The sequence below is a fragment of the Bacillus tequilensis KCTC 13622 genome (assembly GCF_000507145.1).
GTDB classification, from domain to species: domain Bacteria; phylum Bacillota; class Bacilli; order Bacillales; family Bacillaceae; genus Bacillus; species Bacillus tequilensis.
In genome coordinates this window covers 267,846-294,243 of record NZ_AYTO01000041.1, presented here as the reverse complement: position 1 = coordinate 294,243, position 26,398 = coordinate 267,846, and the positions used below count along the sequence as shown (strand labels likewise).

Sequence of the window (26,398 nt, the reverse complement as noted above, 5' to 3'; positions counted from 1 at the left end):
TTTGCTACGTAAAAAACATTTTAGCTGGATGCTTGCCATCCTCATTCTGATTGCCGTTTTATCATTTATAAAACTTCCATACTATATTACAAAACCGGGAGAAGCGACAGAGCTTGCTTCGCTGATAAAAGTGGAGGGAGGCTACCCGGAAACAGGGAGTCTGTCCTTAATGACTGTCAAAGTGGGACCGGCTAATCCGTTCACATATGTGTGGGCAAAGATGCACTCTTATTATGAAATTGTTCCTGATGAGAGCATCAAGGAAGAAGGCGAATCAGATAAGGAGTATATGAAAAGGCAGCTCCAAATGATGCAAAGCTCACAGGAAAACGCGATTATTGCCGCCTATCAAAAGGCAGGAAAAAAAGTCAGCTATTCCTTTAACGGCATATACGCAAGCTCAGTCGTTGAAAACATGCCTGCAAAAGGGAAAATAGAAGTCGGCGATAAAATCATCAGCGCAGACGGCAAAAACTATCAGTCTGCTGAAAAGCTGATTGATTATATCAGCAGCAAAAAAGCGGGAGAGAAAGTCACGTTAAAAATGGAAAGAGACGAAAAAGAAAAGCGTGTCACTCTTACGTTAAAACAATTTCCTGACGAACCGGATCGAGCAGGAATCGGAGTTTCGCTTTATACGGACAGAAACGTGAAGGTAGAGCCTGATATTGATTTTAAAATTGAAAATATCGGCGGCCCGTCAGCAGGGTTAATGATGTCACTTGAAATCTATAATCAGCTGACAAAACCAGACGAAACAAAAGGCTACGATATTGCAGGAACAGGTACGATTGATGTTGACGGAAAAGTAGGCCCGATCGGCGGCATTGATCAAAAAGTCGTTGCTGCAGACAAAGCCGGAAAAGACATTTTCTTCGCGCCAAATCAAAACGGCGCCAGCAATTCAGATTATAAAAACGCAGTAAAAACAGCAAAAGATATTGATTCACATATGAAGATTGTGCCTGTTGACACGATGCAGGATGCGATTGATTATTTGAATAAGCTTAAAGCGAGAAGCACCTGATACCAGGTGCTTTTTCTATATACTTAAAAAACACTCTTCATCCTCATCATATCGAATCGGCGTATGTCCATATTCCTGCAGGTCAAACTCAGTTCTCCGCGGCTCTTCTATCGGCAGGCTGTAAATTCTGCTTGCTTTTATGTCCAGATCGAGAGCTGGATGGGAGAATGAGGACAGTTTGCTGACAAGCGGAACGGACAGCGTTTTTTTCTTTTGGGATAAATAAGCCTGTCCTTTTTTCGTCATGCCGAGAAGCCTGATATAAGGCGCTTCTTCGTCATCAAGCAGTTTATGCATATCCTGTTTTTTCGTTCTGGTTAAAATGTGTGTGTTCATTCGCTGAAGCCTTGTCCACGTATAACGTTTCGTTTTCAGCAGCTCCATAAATTCCTGATAGGAGCTGGCATTTCTGATCGAGCGAAGAATTCTGTGCTCAATGCCCTCCTCCACCTCGTATATTTGCTGTAATTCCTGTGCTGTTACAGTTGAAAGGCTGTATTTCAAGTAAGAAAAATAGCTTTCAGGTGAATGCCACAATCCGAAAGATTTGCGGTAATGTGCTAATTCACGCGCAGATGCAGCAGGAAGAAAACGAAGGCAGGCTTCTAGATTCTGTTCAATCATCGCTTTTCTGATGCCCGTTGCGCTTGCGATATGGTTTTCACTTTCAGGGAGATCGGCATCATGATAGTCTGAGGAGACGCGCGCTGTCGTATATGGTTTCATCGGATAGCTTCCAGAAAGAATGGAAGTCACATAATGGTATCCCAAAATGTTATTTGGTTTTGACAAATCAAGTGCATTTTCGGTATGTAAAATGGAGCTGAAGGCGATAGCTGCCGCAGCCGGATAACTGGCACCCTTTTTAAGCTCTTCTTTAATGCGCTCATCAAATGTAAGTTTTTGCTCATCAATAAGCTTTGCTGTTTGTAAAAACGGCTCAATATCACCATGTTCACTTCCGAAAAACAGCGCCTCGCATCCGAGTTTGTTGAGGAGGGAAACACTGCCGCGTGCAAAAATCTCCGCTTTTTGCACCGCATAAAGATAAGGCAGCTCAATGACAAGATCGACTCCGCTTTGCAGCGCCATTTTGGTTCGGGCCCATTTTGACACAACGGCAGGCTCTCCGCGCTGTAAAAAATGTCCGCTCATGACCGCGACAGCTATGTCGCATCCGGTTTGCCGCTTAGCTGTTTGGGCATGATAAAGGTGACCGTTATGAAAGGGATTATATTCAACAACCAGTCCGACAGCTTTCATATTTTTTCCGCCTTTCTTGCTATGTTTAAAAACGTATGGTACATTTGCAAATGAAAACTCTTACGTCTTATTTTTATTTTAAGTGTATGCATCGCCTATTCCGCTGTCAACGATACTTGAATGGCAGCATTATGCTGTAAAGAAAAAATATTGACAAAAACAATCTTAAAAGCTATAATCATGTTTGTTGCTTTCCTGAGGTGATACAAATGAAATGGACGATTTATCAGCTGCATCAAATGTCGAAACAAAGTTTTGAGTTTGATGAAACAGTTGAGTTAAACGAGCTGACAAAGCTGAATTCTGACATTCGCCGCATTTCTCCCGTCCGGGTGAAGGGCAGAGCGGATATCAAATCAAAACAGGTTTCGTTTGATTTTACAATTTCAGGCGAAATGATTTTGCCATGCTCAAGAACACTCGTTGATGTTCCGTATCCATTTGAAATTTCAACAAAAGAACTGTTTATATTTCATCAGACGGATGATATAGAAGATGAGGACGTTCACGTTGTCGAGGACGATACTGTCGACTTAACTCCGATCGTGAAAGAAGAAATTCTTTTAGAAATCCCTATGCAAATCTTTTGTGAATCTGAACAAGAAAAAGGAGCTGCTCCTCAAGAAGGAAAGGACTGGCAAGTCATTTCGGAGGAAGATAAGAAGAAACAAGTTGATCCGAGACTTGCAGCCCTCGAGAAGCTCTTAAAACAAGATGATGAATCTTAACTCTTTAAGGAGGTGGGAATAATGGCTGTACCTTTTAGAAGAACTTCTAAAATGAAGAAAAGATTGCGCCGTACACATTTCAAACTTAATGTACCTGGTATGACAGAATGTCCGTCATGCGGAGAGATGAAATTGTCTCACCGTGTATGCAAAGCATGCGGATCATACAACGGCAAAGACATAAATGTAAAAAGTAACTAATAAGAAAAGCGCAGGGTGAAAACCCTGCGCTTTTTCTTTTTCTCCTCCTGTCAGCTTGCGGAAAATTTGTGAGTGCAAATAGTCTATCTAATCTATTACCGGCATATGTATGAGATAAATAAGCTGACATGGAGGGAGATTGAATTTGACCATTACAAGACAAGATGCTTGGACTCAGGATGAGGATTTGCTACTGGCAGAAGTTGTGCTTCGCCATATTCGAGAGGGAGGAACACAGCTTTCCGCCTTTGAGGAGGTGGGAAGGGCGCTGACCAGAACTGCGGCAGCCTGTGGTTTCAGATGGAACTCGTATGTGAGAAAACAATACCAGTCAGGCATAGAGCTTGCGAAAAAACAGAGGAAAGAATTGAGGAAGCAAATCGGCGTTCATTCGGTCAATATGCCGAATTCCGTGAAGCAGACTGCCGCGGCAGCTTCAGAAGGAAAACGAGATTTGTCCATTCAGGATGTGATTCAATTTCTTGAACAATTCAAAGAAACACCGTCTGCACAAGAATTTCAGCTTGAAAGGGAAAAATTGAAGGAGCAAGTTCAGTCGCTTCAAAAAGAGCTAGAGGATTTACGGAGTGAAAATCAAACATTGAGGAACCAGCTGGAAATGACCGAAGAGGATTACAAGGCACTGATCGATATCATGGATCGGGCCAGAAAAATGGTTGTTTCAAAAGAAGATGGAAGAATGAAAAAAGCGGCTCAAGAAACGTAAGACGCCTGAAATGAACCGGCCCTAGAGTGAAAATAGGCCGGTTGTTTTTATTTCTATGCAGACTCTCCCGGCGTCATTTCGTGATCCATATCAGGATGCCAGATGAGCGGGTTTTCCCCTTTATCCCGCGCCATGTCGTACTTAACAGTTTTAAAGTTCATTTTATTCCAAAATTCCGCTGATTTCATTCGCGGATTTGTTCGAATCGGCATTTTGAATGATTTTGCGAATTCAACCAAGGCTCTCCCGTAACCCCGGTTCTGGTAGCCTGGAAGAACTTCAAGCTTCCACAGTTCCAAATAATCCTGGCGGCTGTCGAAATAAGGATTCGATTTGCCGTTAACTTGATACAGGCTCATTCGCGCTACAAGTTTATCGCCAAAATAAATCCCGTAAAAAGGCGATGTGCTGTCATTTTCAATAATATTATCCTGAAGATCTTCAAGCATTGAAAGCTCCTGAATGCCGTATTCTTTGAATTCCTTGAATTCTTCCAGCGTTTTATAGTTAATGAGCAGACGTTCTACCTTTACCACTTCAATCTCCCCCTTTGTTGTTACTACCTATATTGTAAACGCTTTATTTAAAAAATCCAAATATTTAAACTTTAATTTTAACCACACAGAATCTTTGAGAAGTAATTTCTTCGTACTTCTGCTATGATAATACGTAAATGCTAAATTGGGTGTGACATCATGAAAATTGGAATTATCGGCGGAGGTTCCGTCGGTCTTTTATGTGCCTATTACTTGTCGCTTCATCACGAGGTGACGGTTGTGACAAGACGAAAAGAACAGGCTGCGGCTATTCAGTCTGAAGGGATTCGGCTTTATAAAGGCGGAATAGAACTCAGTGCTGATTGCAGTGCGGACACGAGTATCAATTCGGATTTTGATCTTCTTGTCGTGACGGTGAAGCAGCATCAGCTTCAGTCTGTTTTTCCGTTGCTTGAACAGGTTGCGAAAACGAATATATTATTTTTGCAAAACGGCATGGGGCATATTCACGACCTAAAAGACTGGCGCGTCAAGCATTCCATTTATGTTGGAATCGTTGAACACGGAGCTGTAAGAATATCAGATACAGCTGTTGATCATACGGGCTTAGGTGCGATAAAATGGAGCGCGTTCAACAATGCTGAACCAGATTGTCTGAATGGTTTACTTCAGCATATCCATGCGGATTTTCCGATTCGTTATGTGACGGATTGGTATCGCCTGCTGACGGGCAAGCTGATTGTAAATGCCTGTATCAATCCGTTAACCGCCTTATTGCAGGTGAAAAATGGGGAACTGCTGACAACACCGGCTTATCTTGCTTTTATGAGGCTGGTTTTTCAGGAGGCGTGCCGCATTTTAAGGCTTGAAGACGAAGAAGAGGCTTGGGAAAGGGTTCGGACCGTTTGCAGGCAAACGAAAGAGAATCGCTCTTCAATGCTGGTTGACGTCACTGAAGGCCGTCAGACAGAAGCTGATGCTATTATCGGATATTTATTGAAAGAAGCAAGCCTTCACGGCCTTGATGCCGTCCATTTGGAGTTTTTATACGGCAGCATCAAAGCTTTGGAGCGAAATACAAACAAAGTCTTTTGAGCTTTTTCTGTAACATGCTATACTCATTTCGGATCACTAACTATTTATTGGAGAAAGGAAGTTCTAGAAGATGCAGCTAACTGAACTTTCCATCAAAAATCAAAATGTGTTTGTACAGCACTATATAGATGGCAAAGAAGAAATGTCTTCTTTTTTTGATTACAGCATTCATCATAAGGACATGTGGCGCGAAAGACTGCAAGACTTGTCTTCTCGGTTTTTCGCAAGAGAGGAATTGGCGGCGTACTTATCCTCTTACCATAACAAATTCGGATCAAATGCGATGCAGTCTGCTATTGAGAAGCTGAAGGACCCGTCAAGTGCCGCTGTTGTCGGCGGACAGCAGGCGGGACTTTTAACAGGGCCGCTATACACCATACATAAAATCATTTCAATCATTGTGTTAGCAAAGGAACAAGAAAAGCAACTGCAAGTGCCCGTCGTACCGATCTTCTGGGTGGCCGGAGAAGACCACGATTTGGATGAGATTAATTTTATCCATACATCTGAAGAGAATGGGCCTGTGAAAAAAAAGCTGCCTCAGTCTTACTGGAAGAAGTCTTCGGCAGCGAGCACATCGCTTGATCAGGAAAAATGTGCCGCATGGATAGATGATGTATTTGCCGCTTTTGAAGAAACAGACCACACGAATTCATTACTAGACAATGTAAAGCGATGTTTAAGGGAATCTGTGACGTTCACCGACTTCTTTGAACTGCTGGTCGCGGATCTGTTCCAAGAGGAGGGGTTAGTTTTATTAAATTCTGGAGATCCGGGAATTAAAAAGCTGGAAACGGCCATGTTCCAAAAGATTCTCCGGGAAAATGATAAACTCGCCAGCGCTGTTTCAGATCAGCAGGCTCTTATGCGTGAAGCAGGCTACAAACCGATTATCGAGTCCGGAAAAGAGCAGGCGAATCTGTTTTATGAATATGAAGAAGAGCGCTTTTTAATTGAAAAAGACAACGGCCGTTTTGTCATCAATGAGCTTAATCTCGAATGGACGCCTGATGAACTTTTTACACACATGGAAGAAAAACCGGAGCGCTTCAGCAACAATGTTGTCACGAGACCGTTAATGCAGGAGTACCTCATTCCGACTTTAGCATTTATTGCGGGGCCCGGAGAAATCAATTATTGGGGTGAGCTCAAACAGGCTTTTGCTGTGATGGGCTTTAAAATGCCGCCTGTGATGCCGAGGCTGAACATTACGATACTTGAACGCCATATTGAGAAAAAATTGCTGGAACGGAATATCTCATTACAAGATGCTATAGAACGCGGAACGGAGAATCAAAGAGAGACATACTTTGAGCGCCAGATCCCGGAAGAGTTTACCGAGGTGATGGATCAGGCGAAGAGCCAAATTGAAACGATTCACAAAACGGTTCGGCAAGAGGCATTAAAGGTTGATCAAAGCTTGGAGCCTTTACTCTTGAAGAATGCCGCTTTTATTCAGGATCAGCTTCAATTTTTAGAGCGTACGGTGACAAAGCGAATTGAAGAAAAAGAAGGCTATGTCCTGAAGGATTATGAGAGAGTCCAAAATAGCATTAGGCCGCTCCTTGCTCCGCAAGAACGAATTTGGAATATTATGTATTACTTGAACAGATATGGTCCAAAATTCTTCACATCATTCAAGAATCTGCCATTTTCTTTTCAAAATCAACACCAAGTTGTCAAACTTTGAAATAAAGTTTTAAAGAACCCTGAATAGTTCAGGGTTTTTTTTTATGGGTAAACAGTGTAAAATGAATTTGTGGAGAGAAGTGGTGGATAGTGGTGAGTCAAGGAGAGAAAGTGGGGCAAGAGATCATGTTTATGGGTGAATATCAGCATACCATCGATGCGAAGGGCCGCATGATCGTACCCGCTAAATTCAGAGATGGACTTGGTGAGCAGTTTGTGCTGACCAGAGGCCTTGACCAATGTCTCTTCGGCTACCCTATGCACGAATGGAAACAAATTGAAGAGAAACTAAAAGCTCTTCCTCTCACTAAAAAAGATGCGCGTGCGTTTACCCGTTTCTTCTTTTCAGGGGCTACTGAATGCGAACTGGACAAGCAAGGCAGGGTAAATATCGCATCATCTCTATTGAATTACGCCAAACTGGAAAAAGAATGTGTTGTTATCGGGGTTTCTAATCGAATTGAATTGTGGAGTAAAGTAATTTGGGAACAATACACAGAAGAGCAAGAAGATTCATTTGCTGAAATTGCTGAAAACATGATTGGGTTTGATATATAATGATTCTTCGTGTATAACACTCTAAAAACAATTTCAATTCATCCTGATAAAAGGTGGGACCAACACATTATGTTTCAACACAAGACAGTACTTCTTCGTGAAACCGTAGACGGGCTCAATATTAAACCGGACGGTACATATGTAGACTGCACACTCGGCGGAGCCGGGCACAGTACATATTTATTGCAGCAGTTATCCGAGAAGGGGCGTTTAATCGCTTTTGACCAAGATGATACTGCATTACAGCATGCGAAAGAAACGCTGTCCGATTACAAAGGGCAGCTCATTCTGATGAAAAGCAATTTCAGGTATTTAAAAGAATGTTTGAATGAACAAGGCATTACAGAAGTAGACGGTGTTTTATTTGACTTAGGGGTGTCTTCTCCGCAGCTGGATACACCGGAACGCGGATTCAGTTACCATCATGACGCACCGTTGGACATGAGGATGGACCAGTCGGCCACGCTTACGGCGAAAGAAGTCGTGAATGAGTGGCGCTATGAGGATCTCGTCCGTATCTTCTTTAAATACGGCGAAGAGAAATTCAGCAAACAGATCGCCAGAAAAATTGAGGAGGCAAGAATCAAATCTCCTATTCAAACTACGGGCCAACTGGTCGATCTAATAAAAGACGCGATTCCCGCTCCGGCCAGAAGGAGCGGCGGACATCCCGCTAAACGCGTGTTTCAGGCAATCAGAATTGCCGTGAACGATGAACTTAAGGTGTTTGAAGAGGCATTGGAGCAGGCAATTGAGGTTCTGAAGCCAGGGGGAAGGGTATCAGTCATTACCTTCCACTCGCTTGAAGACAGAATTTGCAAAACTACTTTTAAAGAAAAATCGTCACTTCCGGAACTTCCTCCGGGTCTTCCAGTCATACCGGAAGAGTTTGAGCCGGAGCTGAAGCTCATCACACGAAAACCGATTACTGCATCTCAAGAAGAGCTTGAAGAAAACAACCGGGCTCGTTCTGCGAAGCTTCGGATTGCCGAAAAAAGAAAATAACAAAACGCGAACGAATATTTAAAAGGAGGTCATCAGCCTATGAGCAATTTAGCTTACCAACCAGAGAAACAGCAGCGGCATGCGATCAGTCCTGAGAAAAAAGTGATTGTCAAGAAAAGGGCTTCCATTACTCTCGGAGAAAAAGTGCTCCTTGTCCTCTTTGCTGCGGCGGTGCTCAGCGTATCGCTTTTGATCGTATCAAAGGCGTATGCGGCATATCAGACCAATATTGAGGTGCAAAAGCTTGAAGAGCAAATTTCATCCGAAAACAAGCAAATTGGTGACCTCGAAAAAACCGTTGCTGATTTAAGCAAACCGCAGCGCATGATGGACATTGCGAAAAAGAAGGGCTTGAATTTAAAAGATAAAAAAGTGAAAAACATACAGGAATGATTCAAATGCCAAAAAAGAATAAATTTATGAATAGAGGAGCGGCGATTCTAAGTATTTGTTTCGCTCTCTTTTTCTTTGTCATCCTTGGGAGAATGGCATATATTCAAATAACCGGAAAAGTGGACGGCGAAGTGCTTGCGACAAAAGCGACAGAGCAGCATGAAAAGAAACGGACCATCGAAGCAAGCCGCGGCTCGATTTTAGATCGAAAAGGAAAAGTGATTGCAGAGGATACGGCGACGTATAAGCTGATCGCGATTCTCGATAAAAAAATGACCACTGATCAAAAGCATCCTCAGCATGTCAAAAACAAAGAAAAAACAGCGGAAGCATTGTCTAAAGTGATAAACATGGACAAGGCCGATATCCTTGATATCTTAAATAAGGATGTAAAACAAGTTGAGTTCGGCTCAGCGGGCCGGGATATTACGTATGCACAAAAGCAAAAAATCGAAAAGCTGAAACTCCCGGGCATTTCATTTTTACGGGATACGAAACGGTACTATCCAAACGGTATTTTCGCATCCAATTTAATCGGCTATGCCGAGGTTGACCAAAAAACAAATGAAATTTCCGGCGCGATGGGATTAGAAAAAGTGCTGGATAAGTATTTGAAGGAGCGGGACGGATATGTGACATATGAAAGCGACAAATCCGGCTGGGAGCTCCCGAACAGCAAAAATAAAATTACAGCGCCAAAAAATGGTGACAAAGTATATTTAACCATTGACCAGAAAATTCAAACCTTTTTGGAAGACAGCATGACAAAAGTGGCGAAAAAGTATAAACCGAAAAAAATCATGGCCGCAGTCGTCGATCCGAAAACAGGAAAAGTGCTTGCTATGGGGCAGCGCCCAAGCTTTGATCCGAACAAACGCGATGTGACAAACTACTATAATGATTTGATTTCATATGCGTATGAACCCGGATCAACGATGAAGATTTTTACACTCGCTGCCGCGATGCAGGAAAACGCGTTTCCTGCGAATGAAAAATATAAATCAGGTACGTTTGAAGTTGGCGGGGAGCCTGTTAAGGATCACAATAACGGTGTAGGCTGGGGGCCGACAACCTATCATGACGGTGTCTTAAGATCGTCAAATGTCGCATTTGCGAAACTGGCGAAAGGAAAGCTGGGTTACGACCGCCTCAATCAATATTTACACAAATTCAATTTTTATCAAAAAACAGGTATTGATTTGCCTGGAGAAGTCTCCAGTAAAATCAACTTTAAATATGAATTTGATAAGGCGTCAACCGCATATGGCCAAGCGTCTGCAGTCACACCGATCCAGCAGCTTCAGGCCGCAACGGCAATTGCGAATGACGGCAAAATGATGAAACCTTATGTCATTGACCATATCGTTGATCCCGATAAAGATAAAACCGTCTATCAAAATAAGCCGGAATCAGCCGGAACTCCAATATCTGCAAGCACGGCGAAAAAGGTGCGGGATATATTGGGAGAAGTCGTTACATCGAAGATCGGAACAGGTCAAGCCTATAAAATCGAAGGTTTTGATGTTGCCGGGAAAACCGGTACTGCGCAAATAGCAGGTAAAGGCGGATATTTAGACGGAACAGATAACTATATCTTCTCGTTTATGGGAATGGCGCCAAAGGATAATCCTGAGCTTTTAATTTATGTCGCAGTACAGCAGCCGCAGTTAAAGGCGGGACAAAGCAGTTCAGAACCAGTATCTGAAATCTTTAACCCGACAATGAAAAACAGCCTGCATTACCTGAACATTGAACCAACTGAAAAAACTGATTCAGATAAGGAAGAAACAAAAGCGCAGACGATGCCTGATTTAACAGATCAAACCATTGTCAATGCCCAAAAGAAAGCAAAAGAAGAGAATCTCACACCGATCGTCATCGGCAGTGATATCGCTGTAAAAGAGCAGTATCCGAAAGCGGATGAGGAAGTTCTCACCAATCAGAAGGTTTTCCTGAAAACGGGCGGCAAAATCAAAATGCCTGATATGACAGGCTGGTCGAGAAGAGAGGTTCTTCAGTACGGCGAGCTGGCGGGAATTCATATCGAAGTAAGCGGACAAGGCTACGCTGTCAGTCAAAGCGTAAAGAAAGACAAAGAAATAAAAGACAAAACCGTAATCAAGGTTAAGTTTAAAAATCCTGATTAAAAAGAAAGCTTGCGATATGCAGGCTTTCTTTTTTTATGCCTTCAGAGGAGCATCGTTCTACCTGTCCAATGACAGGCATAAAATGAAACAAGCCTAAATAAGGAGTGAACGGTCTCTTGCGCGTCTCGAATGTAACGGTTAGAAAACGTTTATTATTTGTTTTGCTTTTTGGCGTGATCGTGTTTCTGATCATTGATACAAGGCTGGGGTATGTTCAGTTTGTGATGGGTGAGAAACTGACTTCGCTGGCGAAAGATTCCTGGAGCAGGAACCTGCCGTTTGAGCCGGAGAGAGGCGAAATTCTGGATCGGAACGGCGTAAAGCTTGCAACAAACAAAAGCGCGCCGACCGTATTCGTCGTGCCGCGCCAAGTTCAGAATCCGATGAAAACGAGCAAGCAGCTTGCGGCGGTTTTAAACATGTCAGAAGAAAAAGTATATAAGCATGTGACAAAAAAAGCGTCAATCGAAAAGATAACGCCGGAAGGAAGAAAAATTTCCAATGAGAAGGCGAAAGAAATCAAAGCGCTGGATTTAAAAGGTGTGTATGTTGCGGAGGACAGTATCCGCCATTACCCGTTCGGCAGCTTTTTATCTCATGTGCTTGGATTTGCCGGCATTGACAACCAAGGGCTCCTTGGACTTGAAGCCTATTACGACGATGATCTAAAAGGAGAAAAGGGCTCTGTTAAGTTTTATACAGATGCCAAGGGGAAGAAAATGCCTGATGAAGCGGATGACTACACGCCGCCTAAGGATGGGCTTGATATGAAGCTGACGGTCGATTCAAAAGTTCAGACGATACTGGAAAGAGAGCTTGATAACGCTGAGGCCAAATATCATCCGGACGGTATGATTGCTGTGGCCATGAATCCGAAAAACGGAGAAATATTGGGAATGGCAAGCAGGCCTGACTTTGACCCGGCTGATTATCAATCAGTCGATCCGTCTGTCTACAATCGGAATCTGCCGGTGTGGAGCACGTATGAGCCTGGATCTACATTTAAAATTATTACACTGGCAGCAGCCCTTGAAGAACAAAAAGTAAATTTAAAACGTGATCAATTTTATGATAAAGGGCACGCGGAAGTGGACGGAGCGAGGCTGCGGTGCTGGAAAAGAGGCGGACACGGAATGCAGACGTATCTAGAAGTTGTGCAGAATTCCTGCAACCCGGGGTTTGTGGAATTGGGCGAGCGTTTAGGGAAGGATAAGCTTTTCAAATATATCAAAGGTTTTGGTTTCGGCCAAAAAACAGGAATTGATCTGCAAGGCGAGGGGACAGGAATCTTATTCCCGCTTGACAGAGTAGGTCCGGTCGAGCAAGCGACTACGGCTTTCGGGCAGGGGGTATCTGTCACGCCGATTCAGCAGGTTACAGCCGTATCCGCCGCAGTAAACGGAGGGACGCTTTACACACCTTATATTGCAAAGGAATGGATCGACCCTGTAACGAAAAAAACAGTCAAAAAACAATCACCGATCGCTAAGAAACAAGTCATTTCTGAGGAAACATCTAAACAAATCCGTTATGCACTAGAAAGCGTCGTCGCAGAAGGCACCGGCCGCAACGCATTTGTTGAAGGGTATCGTGTCGGCGGAAAGACGGGAACTGCACAAAAAGTTAAAGACGGGAAATATCTCGAAAACAACCACATTGTATCATTTATCGGTTTCGCGCCTGCTGACGATCCTAGTCTTGTCGTCTATGTTGCGGTGGATAACCCGAAAGGCACGATTCAATTTGGCGGAACCGTTGCAGCGCCTATTGTCGGGAATATTATGAGAGACAGCCTGCCGGAGCTTGGTGTGAAGCCTCGGAAAAACCAAATCGAGAAAAAATATCAATGGAACGACACAAAAACAATAGAAGTTCCGAATGTTGTAGGGATGTCTGTCTCAGATCTTGAGTCACTTTTGGTGAATCTTAATGTCGATGCTTCCGGGAAAGGAAGCAAAATCGTAAAACAATCGCCAGCTGCCGGAACAAAAGTAAAAGAGGGCTCAAAGATACGCGTTTATTTGACTGAAGAAGATGAAAAGGAGGCAGCCGATTGATTTGGGCTGCCTATTCTTTTATTGCAGAAAAAATGCTGATATCTTTCAAGATTAGCTGGATGTATCCTTTTATTTACGCTAAAATATGAACTGTATGCTTAAAATCATTATCACTTCATTTGACGTGACTTCAATGATAAAGAGAACGAATTAGAATGTTGAGAGGTTTGATACGATGAAACTTACAAAGCTGCTTACATACTTAACAACCGAACCTTCTGTAAACGACACACAAGACCCTGACATAACTTCAATTGAGATGGACTCCAGGGAAGTAAAGAAAGGGAGTCTTTTTGTATGTGTAAAAGGGTATACGGTGGATGGCCATGATTTTGCCCAAAAAGCAGTAGAAAGCGGCGCAGCGGCTATTGTGGCAGAAAGAGAGCTCGATGTGGATGTGCCTGTCATTATTGTCCGCCAGTCTCTGCGTGCGCTCAGCGTTTTGTCTGATGCGTTTTACGGACAGCCGACAAAGAAGCTTCAGCTGATCGGAATCACAGGCACAAACGGCAAAACATCAACGACCCACATGGTCGATGAGATTCTGAAAAAAGCGGGAAAACGAACAGGTTTAATCGGCACTATGTACATGAAAATCGGCGATGAAACACTTCCTGTTAAAAACACAACGCCTGAAAGCGTCACGCTGCAGAAAACGTTTAAGAAAATGAATGACAAGCATGTAGACACTGCCATCATGGAAGTTTCTTCTCACGCTTTGTCTTTAGGACGGGTTCATGGCTGCGATTACGATATTGCCGTGTTTACGAATTTAACGCAGGACCATCTGGACTATCATAAAACGATGGATGAGTACCGACATGCAAAAAGCCTGCTCTTTTCTCAGCTTGGCGGAGCTTTCAACCATGAACATCCAAAGCGTGCCGTGCTGAACGCTGACGATGAGGCGAGCGCTTATTTTGAAAAGGTAACAGCAGCGCATATCTCTACATACGGAATTAAAAACAACGCTGATGTGATGGCGAAGAACATCACGATCACTGCACAGGGCACAAGCTTTGATCTTGTGACAAACAAAGGCACTAAGCACATTACGATGTCGCTCGTCGGACAATTTAACGTGTATAACGTGCTGGCAGCGGTCGCAACATGTATTGCAGCAGGCGTCCCGTTTGAAATTATCACTGAAGCTGTTGAAGAATTGCATGGCGTAAGAGGCCGATTTGAATTGGTCAATCAGCAGCAGGAGTTTCCGGTCATTGTAGATTACGCGCACACGCCGGACAGCCTTGAAAATGTGCTGAACACTTGCAGAGACATGACGGAAGGAAAACTTTTCGTCGTTGTCGGCTGCGGGGGAGACAGAGACAAGACGAAGCGCCCTAAAATGGCTAAAATCGCTGTAGAGCTCGCTGACGAGCCGATTTTCACTTCAGATAACCCGAGAAGCGAAGATCCTCGCGCGATTTTAAGAGATATGGAAGCTGGAGTAGTGAACGCATACTACCACAGCATCGCAAACCGCGAGCAGGCGATCTTTTTCGCGATTGCCAATGCTAAAAAAGGCGACGTTGTCCTCATAGCCGGAAAAGGGCATGAAACCTATCAGCAGATCGGAAACAAAACGTTCGATTTTGATGATGCTGAGGTGGCGGCGAGAGCCATTGTCGAACTCAATAAAAATAAGACGAATTCATAGGAAAGAGATGTTATTGAATAATGGAGCTCGAAAAGATTTTTCATATGGAAAAAAATCATGAATATGATAACTACGTATGTCGTTTGAAAGAAACAGGAGGAGAAAAGGACAATGCTTGAGCAAGTCATTCTATTTACAATTTTAATGGGGTTTTTAATTAGTGTTCTGCTCTCTCCGATTCTTATTCCGTTTTTAAGAAGATTAAAATTCGGCCAAAGTATTAGAGAAGAAGGACCGAAATCACATCAAAAAAAATCAGGGACGCCGACAATGGGCGGGGTTATGATCATACTTTCTATCATTGTGACAACAATTGTGATGACACAGAAGTTTTCAGAAATAAGCCCGGAAATGGTGCTGCTTCTGTTTGTTACACTCGGCTACGGTCTGCTTGGCTTTTTAGATGATTACATCAAGGTCGTCATGAAGCGCAACCTTGGATTGACGTCAAAGCAAAAGCTAATCGGACAAATTATCATTGCGGTTGTATTTTATGCCGTGTATCATTACTACAATTTCGCGACGGATATTCGCGTACCTGGAACTGATTTATCATTTGATCTTGGCTGGGCTTACTTTATCCTTGTGCTCTTTATGCTTGTCGGAGGATCAAACGCGGTTAACCTGACTGACGGCCTTGACGGTTTATTATCGGGTACGGCTGCGATTGCTTTTGGCGCCTTTGCCATCCTGGCATGGAATCAGTCCCAATATGACGTAGCGATTTTCTCAGTTGCAGTTGTCGGCGCAGTGCTTGGCTTCCTTGTATTTAATGCTCATCCGGCCAAAGTCTTTATGGGAGATACGGGATCACTTGCATTGGGAGGAGCTATCGTTACCATTGCGATTTTAACGAAATTAGAAATCCTGCTGGTTATCATCGGCGGTGTATTCGTTATCGAGACACTATCCGTTATTCTGCAGGTTATCAGCTTTAAAACGACGGGTAAACGAATCTTTAAAATGAGTCCGCTTCATCACCACTATGAGCTTGTCGGCTGGTCTGAATGGAGAGTAGTCGTGACATTTTGGGCTGCGGGACTTTTGCTTGCCGTTTTAGGAATTTACATCGAGGTGTGGTTATAAGTGGAAAACGATCAATTTTTACAGAATCAGCATTTTTTAATCCTTGGGCTCGCGAAAAGCGGGTATGCGGCGGCATCCATTCTTCATGAAAAAGGCATGTATGTGGCAGTTAACGACCAAAAGCCTTTTGAAGAAAACGAACCAGCGCAAAAGCTTTCTGAAAAAGGAATTGAGGTTGTTTGCGGAGAGCATCCGGTTTCTCTGTTCGATCAGCATAAAATCACGGTTCTGATCAAAAACCCGGGTATTCCTTATGAAAACATTATGGTTCAGGAAGCGGAAAAAAGAGGGATCCCGGTTTGGACGGAAATTGAGCTTGCTTACTACCTGACAAACGCAAAGTTTATCGGGATCACCGGATCAAACGGAAAAACGACCACGACAACGCTGATTTATGAAATGCTAAAAGCCGACTCGCAAAAAGCATTGATTGCCGGCAACATCGGCACAGTCGCAAGTGAGGTTGCCCATCATGCTGATGGGGATGAATGGATCGTTACTGAACTGTCTTCGTTTCAGCTGATGGGAACACACGCCTTCAGACCGGAAATCAGCTTGATTTTAAACATATTTGACGCCCATTTGGATTATCACCATACGCGAGAAAATTATGAAAAAGCGAAACAGAAAGTGTACCTTCATCAAACTGCTTCAGATAAAGCCATTGTGAACCAGGATGATGCAACCGTCGTGCGTCTGGCTGAAGCTGGAAAAGCCGAAATCGTCCCGTTTTCTGTCAGTGAAACCCTTGAGCAGGGCGCTTATGTAAAAGACGGTGTGATTATGTTCAACGGCGAAGCCATTCTTCCTCTTGAAGAGGTTGTGCTGCCCGGCGCTCATAACATGGAGAACATTTTAGCTGCCATAGCGGTTGTGAAAACGGCTGGAGCGTCCAACGAAGCAGTCAAAAAGGTGCTGACAAGCTTTACAGGCGTGAAGCACCGTCTCCAATATGTCACAACAGTGAAAGACCGCAAGTTTTATAATGACAGTAAAGCAACAAACATTTTGGCGACAAGCAAGGCGCTTTCCGCTTTTGACAAACCGGTCATTCTGCTTGCGGGCGGACTGGATCGCGGAAATGGTTTTGACGACTTAAAACCGTATATGAAGCATGTCAAAGCGGTGCTTACATTTGGCCAGACAGCACCGAAGCTCGAGAAGATCGGCAATGAGCTGGGAATACAACATGTCAAACGTGTCGATAATGTTGAACAAGCAGTATCTGCGGCGTTTGCGCTCTCAGATGAGGGAGATGTTATCCTGCTTTCACCTGCGTGTGCGAGCTGGGATCAATTCAAAACATTTGAAGAACGCGGTGACATGTTTATAGATGCCGTGCATATGCTTAAGTAAGGGCTTGTCTTGAAGTGAATCAGCAGCCCTAATGACTTTAAGCTTGGGGTGTCGATTGCTTTGACTACTAAAAAAACATCGCCTGATTTGTTATTGGTCATCATTACGCTATTATTATTAACAATCGGTTTAATTATGGTGTACAGTGCGAGTGCGGTTTGGGCGGATTATAAATTTGACGACTCATTCTTTTTCGCGAAACGGCAGCTGCTGTTTGCGGGAATCGGCGTCATTGCCATGTTTTTTATCATGAATGTCGATTATTGGACTTGGAGGACATGGTCCAAAATGCTCTTGGTTATCTGTTTTTTCCTTCTTGTGCTGGTTTTGATACCGGGCGTCGGCATGGTGCGGAACGGTTCAAGAAGCTGGATCGGGGTCGGAGCATTCAGCATTCAGCCTTCAGAGTTTATGAAGCTTGCGATGATCGCATTCCTTGCTAAATTTCTCTCTGAAAAACAAAAAAACATCACATCGTTCAGACGGGGATTCATCCCGGCACTTGGTATTGTGTTTTCAGCGTTTTTGATTATCATGTGCCAGCCTGACCTTGGAACGGGGACCGTAATGGTCGGAACTTGTATTGTCATGATTTTTGTAGCCGGCGCGCGAATCGCCCATTTCGCCTTTCTAGGGCTGATTGGCCTCAGCGGATTTGTCGGGCTCGTATTATCGGCTCCATATCGGATTAAGCGGATTACTTCATACTTAAATCCGTGGGAAGACCCGCTCGGAAGCGGTTTTCAAATCATTCAATCGCTTTATGCAGTGGGGCCCGGCGGATTGTTCGGAATGGGACTCGGACAAAGCAGACAGAAGTTCTTTTATCTGCCTGAGCCGCAGACAGACTTTATTTTTGCCATCTTGTCTGAGGAACTTGGCTTTATCGGAGGAACACTTATTTTGCTCCTCTTCAGCGTTCTGCTGTGGAGAGGGATCAGAATCGCGCTCGGTGCGCCTGATCTGTACGGGAGCTTTGTCGCAGTCGGTATTATTTCAATGATTGCCATTCAAGTCATGATTAATATCGGTGTAGTCACTGGCCTGATTCCGGTAACAGGGATCACCCTCCCGTTTCTCAGCTACGGAGGCTCTTCCTTGACCCTAATGCTGATGGCTGTCGGTGTGCTGCTGAACGTGAGCCGCTACTCGAGGTATTAATGAATGGATTGCCAAAGCTCTTTGTGAAACAGGGGGCCTGAGAAACAATTGATGTGATAACCCTGTCTAACTAAACAGGGTTATCGCTATGTTATAGAGAAACTTAGACTGGGGGAAGAGATATGCGTATTGCAATAAGCGGAGGCGGCACAGGAGGACATATTTATCCTGCGCTTGCTTTTATTAAAGAAGTGCAGCGCCGTCATCCTGATGTAGAATTTTTATATATCGGAACAGAAAACGGGCTGGAGAAAACAATTGTTGAGCGGGAGAATATTCCGTTTCGGTCAATTGAAATTACAGGATTTAAAAGAAAGCTGTCATTTGAAAACGTCAAGACTGTAATGCGTTTTCTGAAGGGCGTAAAAAAGAGCAAATCGTATTTAGCGGAATTTAAGCCTGATGCCGTGATTGGAACGGGCGGTTACGTATGCGGGCCGGTTGTCTATGCCGCTGCGAAAATGGGCATTCCGACTATCGTTCATGAACAAAACAGCCTGCCGGGCATCACGAATAAGTTTCTTTCAAAATATGTTAATAAAGTAGCGATTTGTTTTGAAGAAGCCAAATCACATTTTCCTAGCGAGAAAGTTGTATTTACAGGAAACCCGAGAGCCTCTGAAGTCGTCTCAATAAAGACGGGCCGATCAATGGCTGAATTTGGGCTTGCTGAGGAGAAGAAAACGGTCTTGATTTTTGGCGGAAGCCGAGGTGCAGCACCGATTAACCGTGCTGTCATTGAGATGCAGGATGCGCTGAAAACAAGAGACTACCAAGTGCTGTATATCACAGGCGAAGTTCACTATGACAAAGTGATGAATGAGCTGAAAAGCAAGGGTGCCGCTGATAATATGGTCACAAAGCCGTTTCTTCACCAGATGCCTGAGTATCTAAAAGCTATTGATGTCATTGTAGCCAGAGCCGGTGCGACGACGATTGCCGAAATCACTGCTCTTGGAATCCCAAGTGTGCTGATCCCAAGCCCGTATGTAACAGCGAATCACCAGGAGGTCAATGCGAGATCTCTCGGCCAGCATGATGCGGCGATTGTTCTAAAAGAAACAGAGCTCAGCGGGGAAAAACTGATTGATGCGCTTGACCGGATTGTACTGAATGAGCAAACGTTAAAGGAAATGAGCGAACGGACAAAGTCACTCGGTGTTCCTGACGCGGCTGCCCGTTTATACAGCGTACTCGAAGAATTGAAAAAATAATAGAAAAGCAAATGGAATGCGGAGGTTTACGATGGAGAAAGTGATACAGGAATTAAAAGAACGCGAAGTCGGCAAGGTTCTTGCAAACGAACCGCTCGCGAATCATACCACGATGAAAATCGGCGGACCTGCGGATGTATTGGTCATTCCAAGCAGTGTAGATGCTGTCAAAGATATCATGGACGTTATTAAAAAACATGATATGAAGTGGACAGTCATCGGCCGCGGATCAAATCTTCTTGTTTTAGATGAAGGAATCAGAGGCGTAGTGATCAAGCTTGGCGCGGGCCTTGATCATTTGGAGCTTGACGGGGAACAAGTGACGGTCGGAGGCGGTTATTCAGTGGTTCGTCTTGCTACATCATTGAGCAAAAAAGGCCTCTCTGGCTTGGAATTTGCTGCGGGTATTCCGGGATCAGTCGGCGGAGCGGTTTATATGAATGCCGGCGCTCACGGTTCTGATATGAGCGAAATCCTAGTTAAAGCCCATATTTTATTTGAAGACGGCACGATTGAGTGGCTGACAAATGAGCAAATGGATTTCAGCTACAGAACATCTGTATTGCAAAAGAAACGCCCGGGCGTTTGCCTTGAAGCTGTTTTGCAGCTGGAGCAGAAGGATAAGGAATCAATCGTTCAGCAAATGCAAAGCAACAAAGACTATAGAAAAAATACACAGCCGTATTCAAGCCCTTGTGCGGGAAGCATATTCAGAAACCCGCTACCAAATCATGCCGGAAACCTTGTTGAAAAAGCAGGCTTGAAAGGATATCAAATCGGCGGTGCAAAGATTTCGGAGATGCACGGAAACTTCATCGTCAATGCGGGCGGAGCGTCAGCAAAAGATGTGCTTGATCTCATCGACCATGTGAAAAAGACAATCCGTGAAAAATACGAGATTGATATGCACACAGAGGTTGAAATCATCGGAGACAATCGCTGATTCAAGTTCTGACTGAAGCAGTTCATGTGATATACTGTAAGCAAACGACAAACGGCATCATAGTATGCCGTTTGTTTTGGAGTAGACAGACTTTTAACAGCTGTTTCATTTGAATGAGGTGAACAGGCAATGAACCCAGGTCATGACCGAGAAAAAATCGTAAACATTGAAGAACGGATTCCTAAAATTAAAGAGCAGCGGAAACAGAAGGCAAACCGCCGTCTCATTTCATTTATTATGCTCTTTTTTGTGATGGTGCTGGTCATCGTGTACCTGCAGACGCCAATCAGCAAAGTATCAACAATTTCTGTTACAGGGAATGAGAATGTATCCAAAAAGGAAATTATCGATCTTTCCGATATTAACAGCGGAGATACTGAGTTTTGGAGTTTGGACAAGAAAAAAACAGAAAAGAAGATTCAGCAAAATAAATTAGTGAAAAAAGCGGAAATCAGCAAATCGCTTCCTAATAAAATCAACATTGTGATCGAAGAATATAAAGCGATTGCTTATTTAGAAAAAGACGAAGTTTACTATGAAGTGCTTGAAAACGGTTCAGTTTTGCCAAACGAAGTAACGCCGGATGATGCCGGACCGATTTTGGTCAATTGGACAAACGCGAAAAAACGGTCTCAAATGGCCAAGCAGCTTGATGCTCTTTCGAATTCTTTAAAACAGTCGATTTCAGAAATTTATTATACACCTGTAAAAATGGATAAAAACCGCATTAAATTGTATATGAACGACGGTTATGTCGTCACTGCGTCTATTAAAACCTTTGCAGACCGAATGAAAACGTATCCTTCTATCATTTCGCAGCTTAGCAGCAATAAGAAAGGAATTATTCATTTAGAAGTTGCAACCTATTTTGAAGAGTTTGGAAAAAATGGGAAAGCTGCTAAAAAGGAAGAGGAAAATTGAGAGGCAAATCAGCAGTCCTTCTTTCTTTGATTATGCTTGTCGCAGGCTTTTTGATTTCATTTTCGTTTCAAATGACAAAGCAAAACAACAAAAGCGCGGCTGAGACGGAAGAGTGGAAAAAAGAATATACGCTGAGAGATGAACTGCTCAAGCAGGAGAAAGAAAATAAAAATCTTGAAAAAGAATTATATCAAAAGCAGAACAAAGTCCGTCAGGCGGAAAACAAGCTGAAGAAAGAAAAGACGGAATACTATAACGATCTCGAAGATACAGAAAAATACAGAATGTATATTGGCGAAGTCGGTGTACAGGGAGAGGGCGTTGAAGTGACCCTGGAAGATGCGTCGTACATACCGGAAGGGGAGAATGTGAACAGCTACATCGTTCACGAAAGCCATATCTTTCAAGTGGTGAACGAACTGTATATCTCGGGTGCGGCGGCCGTCGCTGTGAATGGACAGCGTCTGACACATGACTCCTATATCAAGTGCAACGGCCCTGTTGTAACGGTAGACGGGGTTCAGCATCCCGCTCCGTTTACGATATCTGCTATTGGAGATCCTGATGTCCTGCTGCCCTCGTTAAATATAGCAGGAGGCCTGGTTGATCAGCTGTCAATCGATCATATTTCTGTTTCCGCAGAAAAAGAGAAAAACGTACAAATGAAACCCATTCTGAAAACGAAGGAATGACGGAAAAAGCGGGTGAAACAGATTGAAAATAAAGCGTTCCTTCATAAGCATCAGTGTGCTTATGGTCATCTTCGGCCTCATGATAGCTGTTCAGTTTAACTCGTTACAGCACCCTAAAGTCAGAGACACAAGAGATATGTGGGATATAAGGGAAGAGCTGACTTCAGAACAGAAAAAGCAGGAAAAGCTGCTGGCTGAAATAAACAAATATGACAAATTGCTGAATAGCTATTCACAAACAAAAGAAATGACAAAAGAAACCGCGATCAATAATACATTGCAAACCTTAAAAAAAACAGCCGGCATGACCGATATAACAGGTAGCGGAATTGTCATCACCATTTCCCCGCTTTTTTCGGAAAGCTTAACAGGAGAGCCGATCGAACATCCGCCTCCGGATTTGCTGAAGAAGCTGATCAATGAACTTAACTCTTTCGGTGCGGAGCATATCTCGATTAATGAGCGAAGAGTTGTAAATCATACAGTCATAAGGGATATAAACGGCATAACAAAAATAGACGGATACAGCCTTGACGATTATCCTTTAACAGTAAAAGTGCTTGCCGAAGACCCGGACATGCTGTACAGCAGAGTAAAGGGGTCAGGCCTTGAGGATCTCTTTGCATCTGAAAATTTAGCATTAAAAGCCGGTCAATCTAAAAGCAAACTGACATTAAAAGCATATGACAGACCATTGGACGTACAACAGCTGAAACCGCTTAAAGACTGAAAAGGAGGAGAGTTGTCATGTGGCTGCCCGTGCTGGGACTGGTGCTCGGAATTGCGATAGGACTGATGACAAACTTAACGATACCGAGTGAATACTCAAACTATTTATCGCTTGCCGTGCTTGCCGCACTTGATACATTAATTGGCGGAATCAGAGCGCATTTACAAGGTACATATGATGAAATGGTATTTGTTTCCGGTTTCTTTTTTAATATTATATTGGCAATAAGTTTAGCTTTTCTGGGAGTCCATCTTGGTGTAGACTTGTATTTAGCAGGTATTTTCGCATTTGGAGTCAGATTATTTCAGAATATAGCCGTTATCAGAAGAAATCTACTAACAAAGTGGTCTCTGACTAAAAAAAATAAAAAAAATGTGATATAAAAGAGGATATACATAGGATATAACGAATATTTTCAATAAACATAAAATGTGAAAAACACATAGGAATATTCCGTTGTTATTTTTTGTTACACACTTGTAAAGCCACATTCATTGTATTGTTGTTCCGCAAATAATAGAATAGAAATGATCGAAATGTGAGGAGGTGCCATAGAATGAACAACAATGAACTTTACGTCAGTCTTGACATCGGTACGTCCAATACAAAAGTGATCGTCGGAGAAATGACAGATGATTCCCTTAATATTATCGGTGTGGGAAATGTACCGTCCGAAGGGTTAAAAAAAGGCTCAATCGTTGATATAGATGAGACCGTTCATTCTATAAGAAAAGCGTTTGACCAAGCTGAAAGAATGGTAGGTTTTCCGCTAAGAAAAGCGATTGTCGGCGTTAATGGAAATTATATCAATATTCAAGATACAAATGGTGTTGTAGCAGTTTCCAGTGAAAATAAAGAAATTCAAGTTGAAGATGTGCGCCGTGTCATGGAGGCGGCCCAGGTGGTTTCAATACCGCATGAACAGCTGATTGTGGACGTCGTACCTAAACAGTTTATCGTTGATGGAAGAGATGAAATCACTGATCCGAAAAAAATGCTGGGTGTGCGTTTAGAAGTAGAGGGCACCTTGATCACCGGTTCAAAAACAATCTTACATAACTTGCTCCGCTGTGTTGAAAGAGCCGGTATTGAAATAACTGACATTTGTCTTCAGCCGCTGGCAGCCGGTTCTGCTGCATTATCAAAGGACGAGAAAAACCTTGGTGTGGCTCTCATTGATATAGGGGGAGGGTCAACAACCATTGCCGTATTCCAGAACGGACATCTCACTTCTACCCGTGTCATTCCTCTCGGAGGCGAAAATATCACCAAAGATATCTCCATCGGATTGAGAACGTCAACAGAAGAAGCAGAACGCGTGAAAAAGCAATTTGGACATGCCTACTATGACGAAGCTTCTGAAGATGAAGTCTTTGAGGTAACCGTTATAGGCACCAATCAAAAACAAACATTTACACAGCAGGAAGCAGCGAATATCATTGAAGCAAGAGTAGAAGAAATTCTTGAAATTGTTTCAGAAGAACTTCGCAGTATGGGAATTACCGATCTGCCGGGAGGCTTCGTGCTGACAGGAGGACAAGCAGCAATGCCGGGTGTCATGTCATTGGCACAGGATGTGCTGCAAAACAATGTCAGGGTGGCAAGCCCGAATTATATCGGTGTAAGAGATCCTCAATATATGACGGGAGTAGGCCTGATCCAATTCGCCTGCCGAAATGCAAGAATCCAAGGCAGAGCAATAGGCTTCAAGATGCCTGAAGAAGCGGTGCAGGAAATTGCAGTCTCATCATCAGAGGAACAAGAGCAGCATCATCACCAAAATAAGGTGCAGCAGCGGCCAAAAGGAAAACAAAAAACACAAGCCGAACAACATAAACAGAGCAAAATGAAAAAACTATTAAGCATGTTTTGGGAATAGATAGATAGTCATTCGGCAGATTAGGAGGATTTAGCATGTTGGAGTTCGAAACAAACATAGACGGCTTAGCATCAATTAAAGTAATCGGAGTAGGAGGCGGCGGTAACAACGCCGTTAACCGAATGATTGAAAATGAAGTGCAAGGAGTAGAGTACATCGCGGTAAATACAGACGCTCAAGCTCTTAACCTGTCAAAAGCAGAAGTGAAAATGCAAATCGGTGCAAAGCTGACTAGAGGATTGGGAGCAGGTGCGAATCCGGAAGTCGGAAAAAAAGCCGCTGAAGAAAGCAAAGAGCAGATTGAAGAAGCGTTAAAAGGCGCTGACATGGTATTCGTGACAGCTGGTATGGGCGGCGGAACAGGAACAGGTGCCGCACCGGTTATCGCGCAAATCGCGAAAGACTTAGGCGCACTAACAGTCGGAGTCGTCACAAGACCGTTTACATTTGAAGGACGCAAAAGACAGCTTCAAGCTGCAGGCGGAATCTCGGCAATGAAAGAAGCGGTGGATACACTGATCGTGATCCCGAACGACCGTATCCTTGAAATTGTTGATAAAAACACACCGATGCTTGAAGCATTCCGTGAAGCAGATAACGTACTCCGCCAAGGGGTTCAAGGGATTTCTGACTTGATTGCTACGCCTGGTCTTATCAACCTTGACTTTGCTGATGTGAAAACAATCATGTCAAACAAAGGATCTGCTTTGATGGGCATCGGTATTGCAACTGGAGAAAACCGCGCGGCAGAGGCAGCGAAAAAAGCGATCTCCAGCCCGCTTCTTGAAGCGGCCATTGACGGTGCACAAGGCGTCCTCATGAACATCACTGGGGGAACAAACCTCAGCCTATATGAAGTTCAGGAAGCAGCAGACATTGTCGCTTCAGCGTCTGACCAAGACGTCAACATGATTTTCGGTTCTGTTATTAACGAGAATCTAAAAGACGAGATTGTGGTGACAGTGATTGCGACTGGTTTTATCGAACAAGAGAAGGACGTGACAAAACCTCAGCGTCCAAGCTTAAACCAAAGCAGCAAAACACATAATCAAAGTGTTCCAAAGCGTGAGCCAAAACGTGAGGAGCCTCAGCAGCAAAACACAGTAAGCCGTCATACTTCACAGCCGGCTGATGATACGCTTGACATCCCGACATTCTTAAGAAACCGTAATAAACGCGGCTAATGTAAAGGACAAAATCGTTTCCGATTTTGTCCTTTTTGTTTTTCTCCAAAACCTTTTCTTCTTGTAAAATCTTTTTCTCCATGTCTTCCTTCGTATAGCAACAAATCAGGCTATTAGACCTATTATTGTTTCGTGACGATTTTATCATTTTCATATATTTGGAAATTCGGTGACATAAAACGACA

General features: G+C 43.5%; 25 protein-coding genes and 1 pseudogene. 23 read left to right on the top strand and 3 right to left on the bottom strand.

Features of this window, described 5'->3' with window-relative positions; genetic code table 11:
• Position 1: 1 nt before the first annotated feature.
• Positions 2 to 1,027 carry a protease DdcP gene (gene ddcP, locus V756_RS0119590; protein WP_024716158.1) on the top strand — a complete coding sequence of 342 codons (1,026 nt, stop codon included), beginning with the start codon at positions 2 to 4 and terminating at the stop codon, positions 1,025 to 1,027.
• A gap of 15 nt (positions 1,028 to 1,042) precedes the next feature.
• Here the strand turns inward: ddcP and V756_RS0119585 are convergent, their stop codons facing one another.
• Both V756_RS0119585 and V756_RS1000000124200 read right to left on the bottom strand, forming a co-directional pair.
• The gene (locus tag V756_RS0119585; protein WP_024716157.1) at positions 1,043 to 2,290 is read right to left on the bottom strand and encodes a nucleotidyltransferase; all 1,248 of its coding nucleotides are present in this window, start codon (positions 2,288 to 2,290) and stop codon (positions 1,043 to 1,045) included.
• A pseudogene (locus tag V756_RS1000000124200) lies at positions 2,287 to 2,472 on the bottom strand (hypothetical protein). Before V756_RS1000000124200 ends, V756_RS0119585 begins: the two are co-directional and overlap by 4 nt.
• Positions 2,473 to 2,499: 27 nt before the next feature.
• Between V756_RS1000000124200 and V756_RS0119575 the strand changes: the two are divergent.
• From V756_RS0119575 to gerR, 3 genes are all read left to right on the top strand, one after another.
• On the top strand, positions 2,500 to 3,018 hold the full coding sequence (locus V756_RS0119575; RefSeq protein WP_024716156.1) for a YceD family protein: 519 nt from the start codon (positions 2,500 to 2,502) through the stop codon (positions 3,016 to 3,018).
• A 21-nt stretch (positions 3,019 to 3,039) separates the two neighbouring features.
• Positions 3,040 to 3,219, top strand: coding sequence for a 50S ribosomal protein L32 (rpmF, locus tag V756_RS0119570; RefSeq protein WP_003154457.1), 180 nt, complete (start codon positions 3,040 to 3,042; stop codon positions 3,217 to 3,219).
• A 145-nt stretch (positions 3,220 to 3,364) separates the two neighbouring features.
• Entirely contained in the window at positions 3,365 to 3,946 is a 582-nt protein-coding gene (gene gerR / locus V756_RS0119565; RefSeq protein WP_024716155.1) for a sporulation-specific transcriptional regulator GerR, read from the top strand.
• 53 nt (positions 3,947 to 3,999) lie between these two features.
• Here gerR and V756_RS0119560 read toward each other — a convergent pair whose 3' ends face one another.
• Positions 4,000 to 4,482 carry an N-acetyltransferase gene (locus V756_RS0119560; protein WP_024716154.1) on the bottom strand — a complete coding sequence of 161 codons (483 nt, stop codon included), beginning with the start codon at positions 4,480 to 4,482 and terminating at the stop codon, positions 4,000 to 4,002.
• A gap of 159 nt (positions 4,483 to 4,641) precedes the next feature.
• On the opposite strand from V756_RS0119560, the gene V756_RS0119555 reads away from it, so the two are divergent.
• The 19 genes from V756_RS0119555 (at position 4,642) to ftsZ (ending at position 26,213) form a co-directional block, all read left to right on the top strand.
• A complete protein-coding gene (locus V756_RS0119555) occupies positions 4,642 to 5,538 on the top strand; it encodes a 2-dehydropantoate 2-reductase (RefSeq protein ID WP_024716153.1) in 897 nt (298 codons plus the stop codon).
• Positions 5,539 to 5,608: 70 nt separating this feature from the next.
• Positions 5,609 to 7,228 carry a bacillithiol biosynthesis cysteine-adding enzyme BshC gene (gene bshC / locus V756_RS0119550; protein ID WP_024716152.1) on the top strand — a complete coding sequence of 540 codons (1,620 nt, stop codon included), beginning with the start codon at positions 5,609 to 5,611 and terminating at the stop codon, positions 7,226 to 7,228.
• Between the two features lie 125 nt (positions 7,229 to 7,353).
• A complete protein-coding gene (gene mraZ, locus V756_RS0119545; RefSeq protein WP_010328053.1) occupies positions 7,354 to 7,785 on the top strand; it encodes a division/cell wall cluster transcriptional repressor MraZ in 432 nt (143 codons plus the stop codon).
• Between the two features lie 69 nt (positions 7,786 to 7,854).
• Positions 7,855 to 8,790 carry a 16S rRNA (cytosine(1402)-N(4))-methyltransferase RsmH gene (rsmH, locus tag V756_RS0119540; protein ID WP_024716151.1) on the top strand — a complete coding sequence of 312 codons (936 nt, stop codon included), beginning with the start codon at positions 7,855 to 7,857 and terminating at the stop codon, positions 8,788 to 8,790.
• A gap of 39 nt (positions 8,791 to 8,829) precedes the next feature.
• Entirely contained in the window at positions 8,830 to 9,183 is a 354-nt protein-coding gene (gene ftsL / locus V756_RS0119535) for a cell division protein FtsL (protein ID WP_024716150.1), read from the top strand.
• Between the two features lie 5 nt (positions 9,184 to 9,188).
• On the top strand, positions 9,189 to 11,330 hold the full coding sequence (gene pbpB / locus V756_RS0119530) for a penicillin-binding protein 2B (protein ID WP_024716149.1): 2,142 nt from the start codon (positions 9,189 to 9,191) through the stop codon (positions 11,328 to 11,330).
• 116 nt (positions 11,331 to 11,446) lie between these two features.
• Complete coding sequence (locus tag V756_RS0119525; RefSeq protein ID WP_024716148.1) at positions 11,447 to 13,387, top strand: stage V sporulation protein D; 1,941 nt, start codon at positions 11,447 to 11,449, stop codon at positions 13,385 to 13,387.
• 175 nt (positions 13,388 to 13,562) lie between these two features.
• Complete coding sequence (locus V756_RS0119515; protein WP_024716147.1) at positions 13,563 to 15,047, top strand: UDP-N-acetylmuramoyl-L-alanyl-D-glutamate--2,6-diaminopimelate ligase; 1,485 nt, start codon at positions 13,563 to 13,565, stop codon at positions 15,045 to 15,047.
• 111 nt (positions 15,048 to 15,158) lie between these two features.
• Positions 15,159 to 16,133, top strand: coding sequence for a phospho-N-acetylmuramoyl-pentapeptide-transferase (gene mraY / locus V756_RS0119505; RefSeq protein WP_003238695.1), 975 nt, complete (start codon positions 15,159 to 15,161; stop codon positions 16,131 to 16,133).
• A complete protein-coding gene (gene murD / locus V756_RS0119500) occupies positions 16,134 to 17,489 on the top strand; it encodes a UDP-N-acetylmuramoyl-L-alanine--D-glutamate ligase (protein WP_024716146.1) in 1,356 nt (451 codons plus the stop codon).
• Positions 17,490 to 17,549: 60 nt separating this feature from the next.
• A complete protein-coding gene (gene spoVE, locus V756_RS0119495) occupies positions 17,550 to 18,650 on the top strand; it encodes a stage V sporulation protein E (protein WP_024716145.1) in 1,101 nt (366 codons plus the stop codon).
• A gap of 122 nt (positions 18,651 to 18,772) precedes the next feature.
• Positions 18,773 to 19,864, top strand: coding sequence for an undecaprenyldiphospho-muramoylpentapeptide beta-N-acetylglucosaminyltransferase (gene murG, locus V756_RS0119490; RefSeq protein WP_024716144.1), 1,092 nt, complete (start codon positions 18,773 to 18,775; stop codon positions 19,862 to 19,864).
• 31 nt (positions 19,865 to 19,895) lie between these two features.
• Positions 19,896 to 20,807, top strand: a complete 912-nt coding sequence (gene murB / locus V756_RS0119485; protein WP_024716143.1) for a UDP-N-acetylmuramate dehydrogenase — start codon at positions 19,896 to 19,898, stop codon at positions 20,805 to 20,807.
• Positions 20,808 to 20,936: 129 nt separating this feature from the next.
• Positions 20,937 to 21,728 carry a cell division protein DivIB gene (gene divIB, locus V756_RS0119480; protein ID WP_024716142.1) on the top strand — a complete coding sequence of 264 codons (792 nt, stop codon included), beginning with the start codon at positions 20,937 to 20,939 and terminating at the stop codon, positions 21,726 to 21,728.
• Positions 21,725 to 22,420, top strand: a complete 696-nt coding sequence (locus V756_RS0119475) for a DUF881 domain-containing protein (protein ID WP_024716141.1) — start codon at positions 21,725 to 21,727, stop codon at positions 22,418 to 22,420. The genes divIB and V756_RS0119475 overlap by 4 nt, the downstream gene beginning before the upstream one ends.
• Before the next feature lie 22 nt (positions 22,421 to 22,442).
• Positions 22,443 to 23,150, top strand: a complete 708-nt coding sequence (locus tag V756_RS0119470) for a DUF881 domain-containing protein (RefSeq protein ID WP_024716140.1) — start codon at positions 22,443 to 22,445, stop codon at positions 23,148 to 23,150.
• Between the two features lie 17 nt (positions 23,151 to 23,167).
• On the top strand, positions 23,168 to 23,533 hold the full coding sequence (locus V756_RS0119465) for a small basic family protein (protein WP_024716139.1): 366 nt from the start codon (positions 23,168 to 23,170) through the stop codon (positions 23,531 to 23,533).
• 173 nt (positions 23,534 to 23,706) lie between these two features.
• A complete protein-coding gene (ftsA, locus tag V756_RS0119460; RefSeq protein ID WP_024716138.1) occupies positions 23,707 to 25,029 on the top strand; it encodes a cell division protein FtsA in 1,323 nt (440 codons plus the stop codon).
• 35 nt (positions 25,030 to 25,064) lie between these two features.
• Complete coding sequence (gene ftsZ / locus V756_RS0119455; RefSeq protein WP_024716137.1) at positions 25,065 to 26,213, top strand: cell division protein FtsZ; 1,149 nt, start codon at positions 25,065 to 25,067, stop codon at positions 26,211 to 26,213.
• Positions 26,214 to 26,398 lie beyond the last annotated feature (185 nt).

Bases quoted from the DNA above. Each gene is read 5' to 3' on its own strand.
- V756_RS0119585 (WP_024716157.1), bottom strand. From the start codon at position 2,290: ATGAAAGCTGTCGGACTGGTTGTTGAATATAATCCCTTTCATAACGGT.
- V756_RS0119575 (WP_024716156.1), top strand. From the start codon at position 2,500: ATGAAATGGACGATTTATCAGCTGCATCAAATGTCGAAACAAAGTTTT.
- rpmF (WP_003154457.1), top strand. From the start codon at position 3,040: ATGGCTGTACCTTTTAGAAGAACTTCTAAAATGAAGAAAAGATTGCGC.
- V756_RS0119555 (WP_024716153.1), top strand. From the start codon at position 4,642: ATGAAAATTGGAATTATCGGCGGAGGTTCCGTCGGTCTTTTATGTGCC.
- bshC (WP_024716152.1), top strand. From the start codon at position 5,609: ATGCAGCTAACTGAACTTTCCATCAAAAATCAAAATGTGTTTGTACAG.
- mraZ (WP_010328053.1), top strand. From the start codon at position 7,354: ATGTTTATGGGTGAATATCAGCATACCATCGATGCGAAGGGCCGCATG.
- rsmH (WP_024716151.1), top strand. From the start codon at position 7,855: ATGTTTCAACACAAGACAGTACTTCTTCGTGAAACCGTAGACGGGCTC.
- ftsL (WP_024716150.1), top strand. From the start codon at position 8,830: ATGAGCAATTTAGCTTACCAACCAGAGAAACAGCAGCGGCATGCGATC.
- pbpB (WP_024716149.1), top strand. From the start codon at position 9,189: ATGCCAAAAAAGAATAAATTTATGAATAGAGGAGCGGCGATTCTAAGT.
- V756_RS0119515 (WP_024716147.1), top strand. From the start codon at position 13,563: ATGAAACTTACAAAGCTGCTTACATACTTAACAACCGAACCTTCTGTA.
- mraY (WP_003238695.1), top strand. From the start codon at position 15,159: ATGCTTGAGCAAGTCATTCTATTTACAATTTTAATGGGGTTTTTAATT.
- murG (WP_024716144.1), top strand. From the start codon at position 18,773: ATGCGTATTGCAATAAGCGGAGGCGGCACAGGAGGACATATTTATCCT.
- murB (WP_024716143.1), top strand. From the start codon at position 19,896: ATGGAGAAAGTGATACAGGAATTAAAAGAACGCGAAGTCGGCAAGGTT.
- divIB (WP_024716142.1), top strand. From the start codon at position 20,937: ATGAACCCAGGTCATGACCGAGAAAAAATCGTAAACATTGAAGAACGG.
- V756_RS0119465 (WP_024716139.1), top strand. From the start codon at position 23,168: ATGTGGCTGCCCGTGCTGGGACTGGTGCTCGGAATTGCGATAGGACTG.
- ftsA (WP_024716138.1), top strand. From the start codon at position 23,707: ATGAACAACAATGAACTTTACGTCAGTCTTGACATCGGTACGTCCAAT.
- ftsZ (WP_024716137.1), top strand. From the start codon at position 25,065: ATGTTGGAGTTCGAAACAAACATAGACGGCTTAGCATCAATTAAAGTA.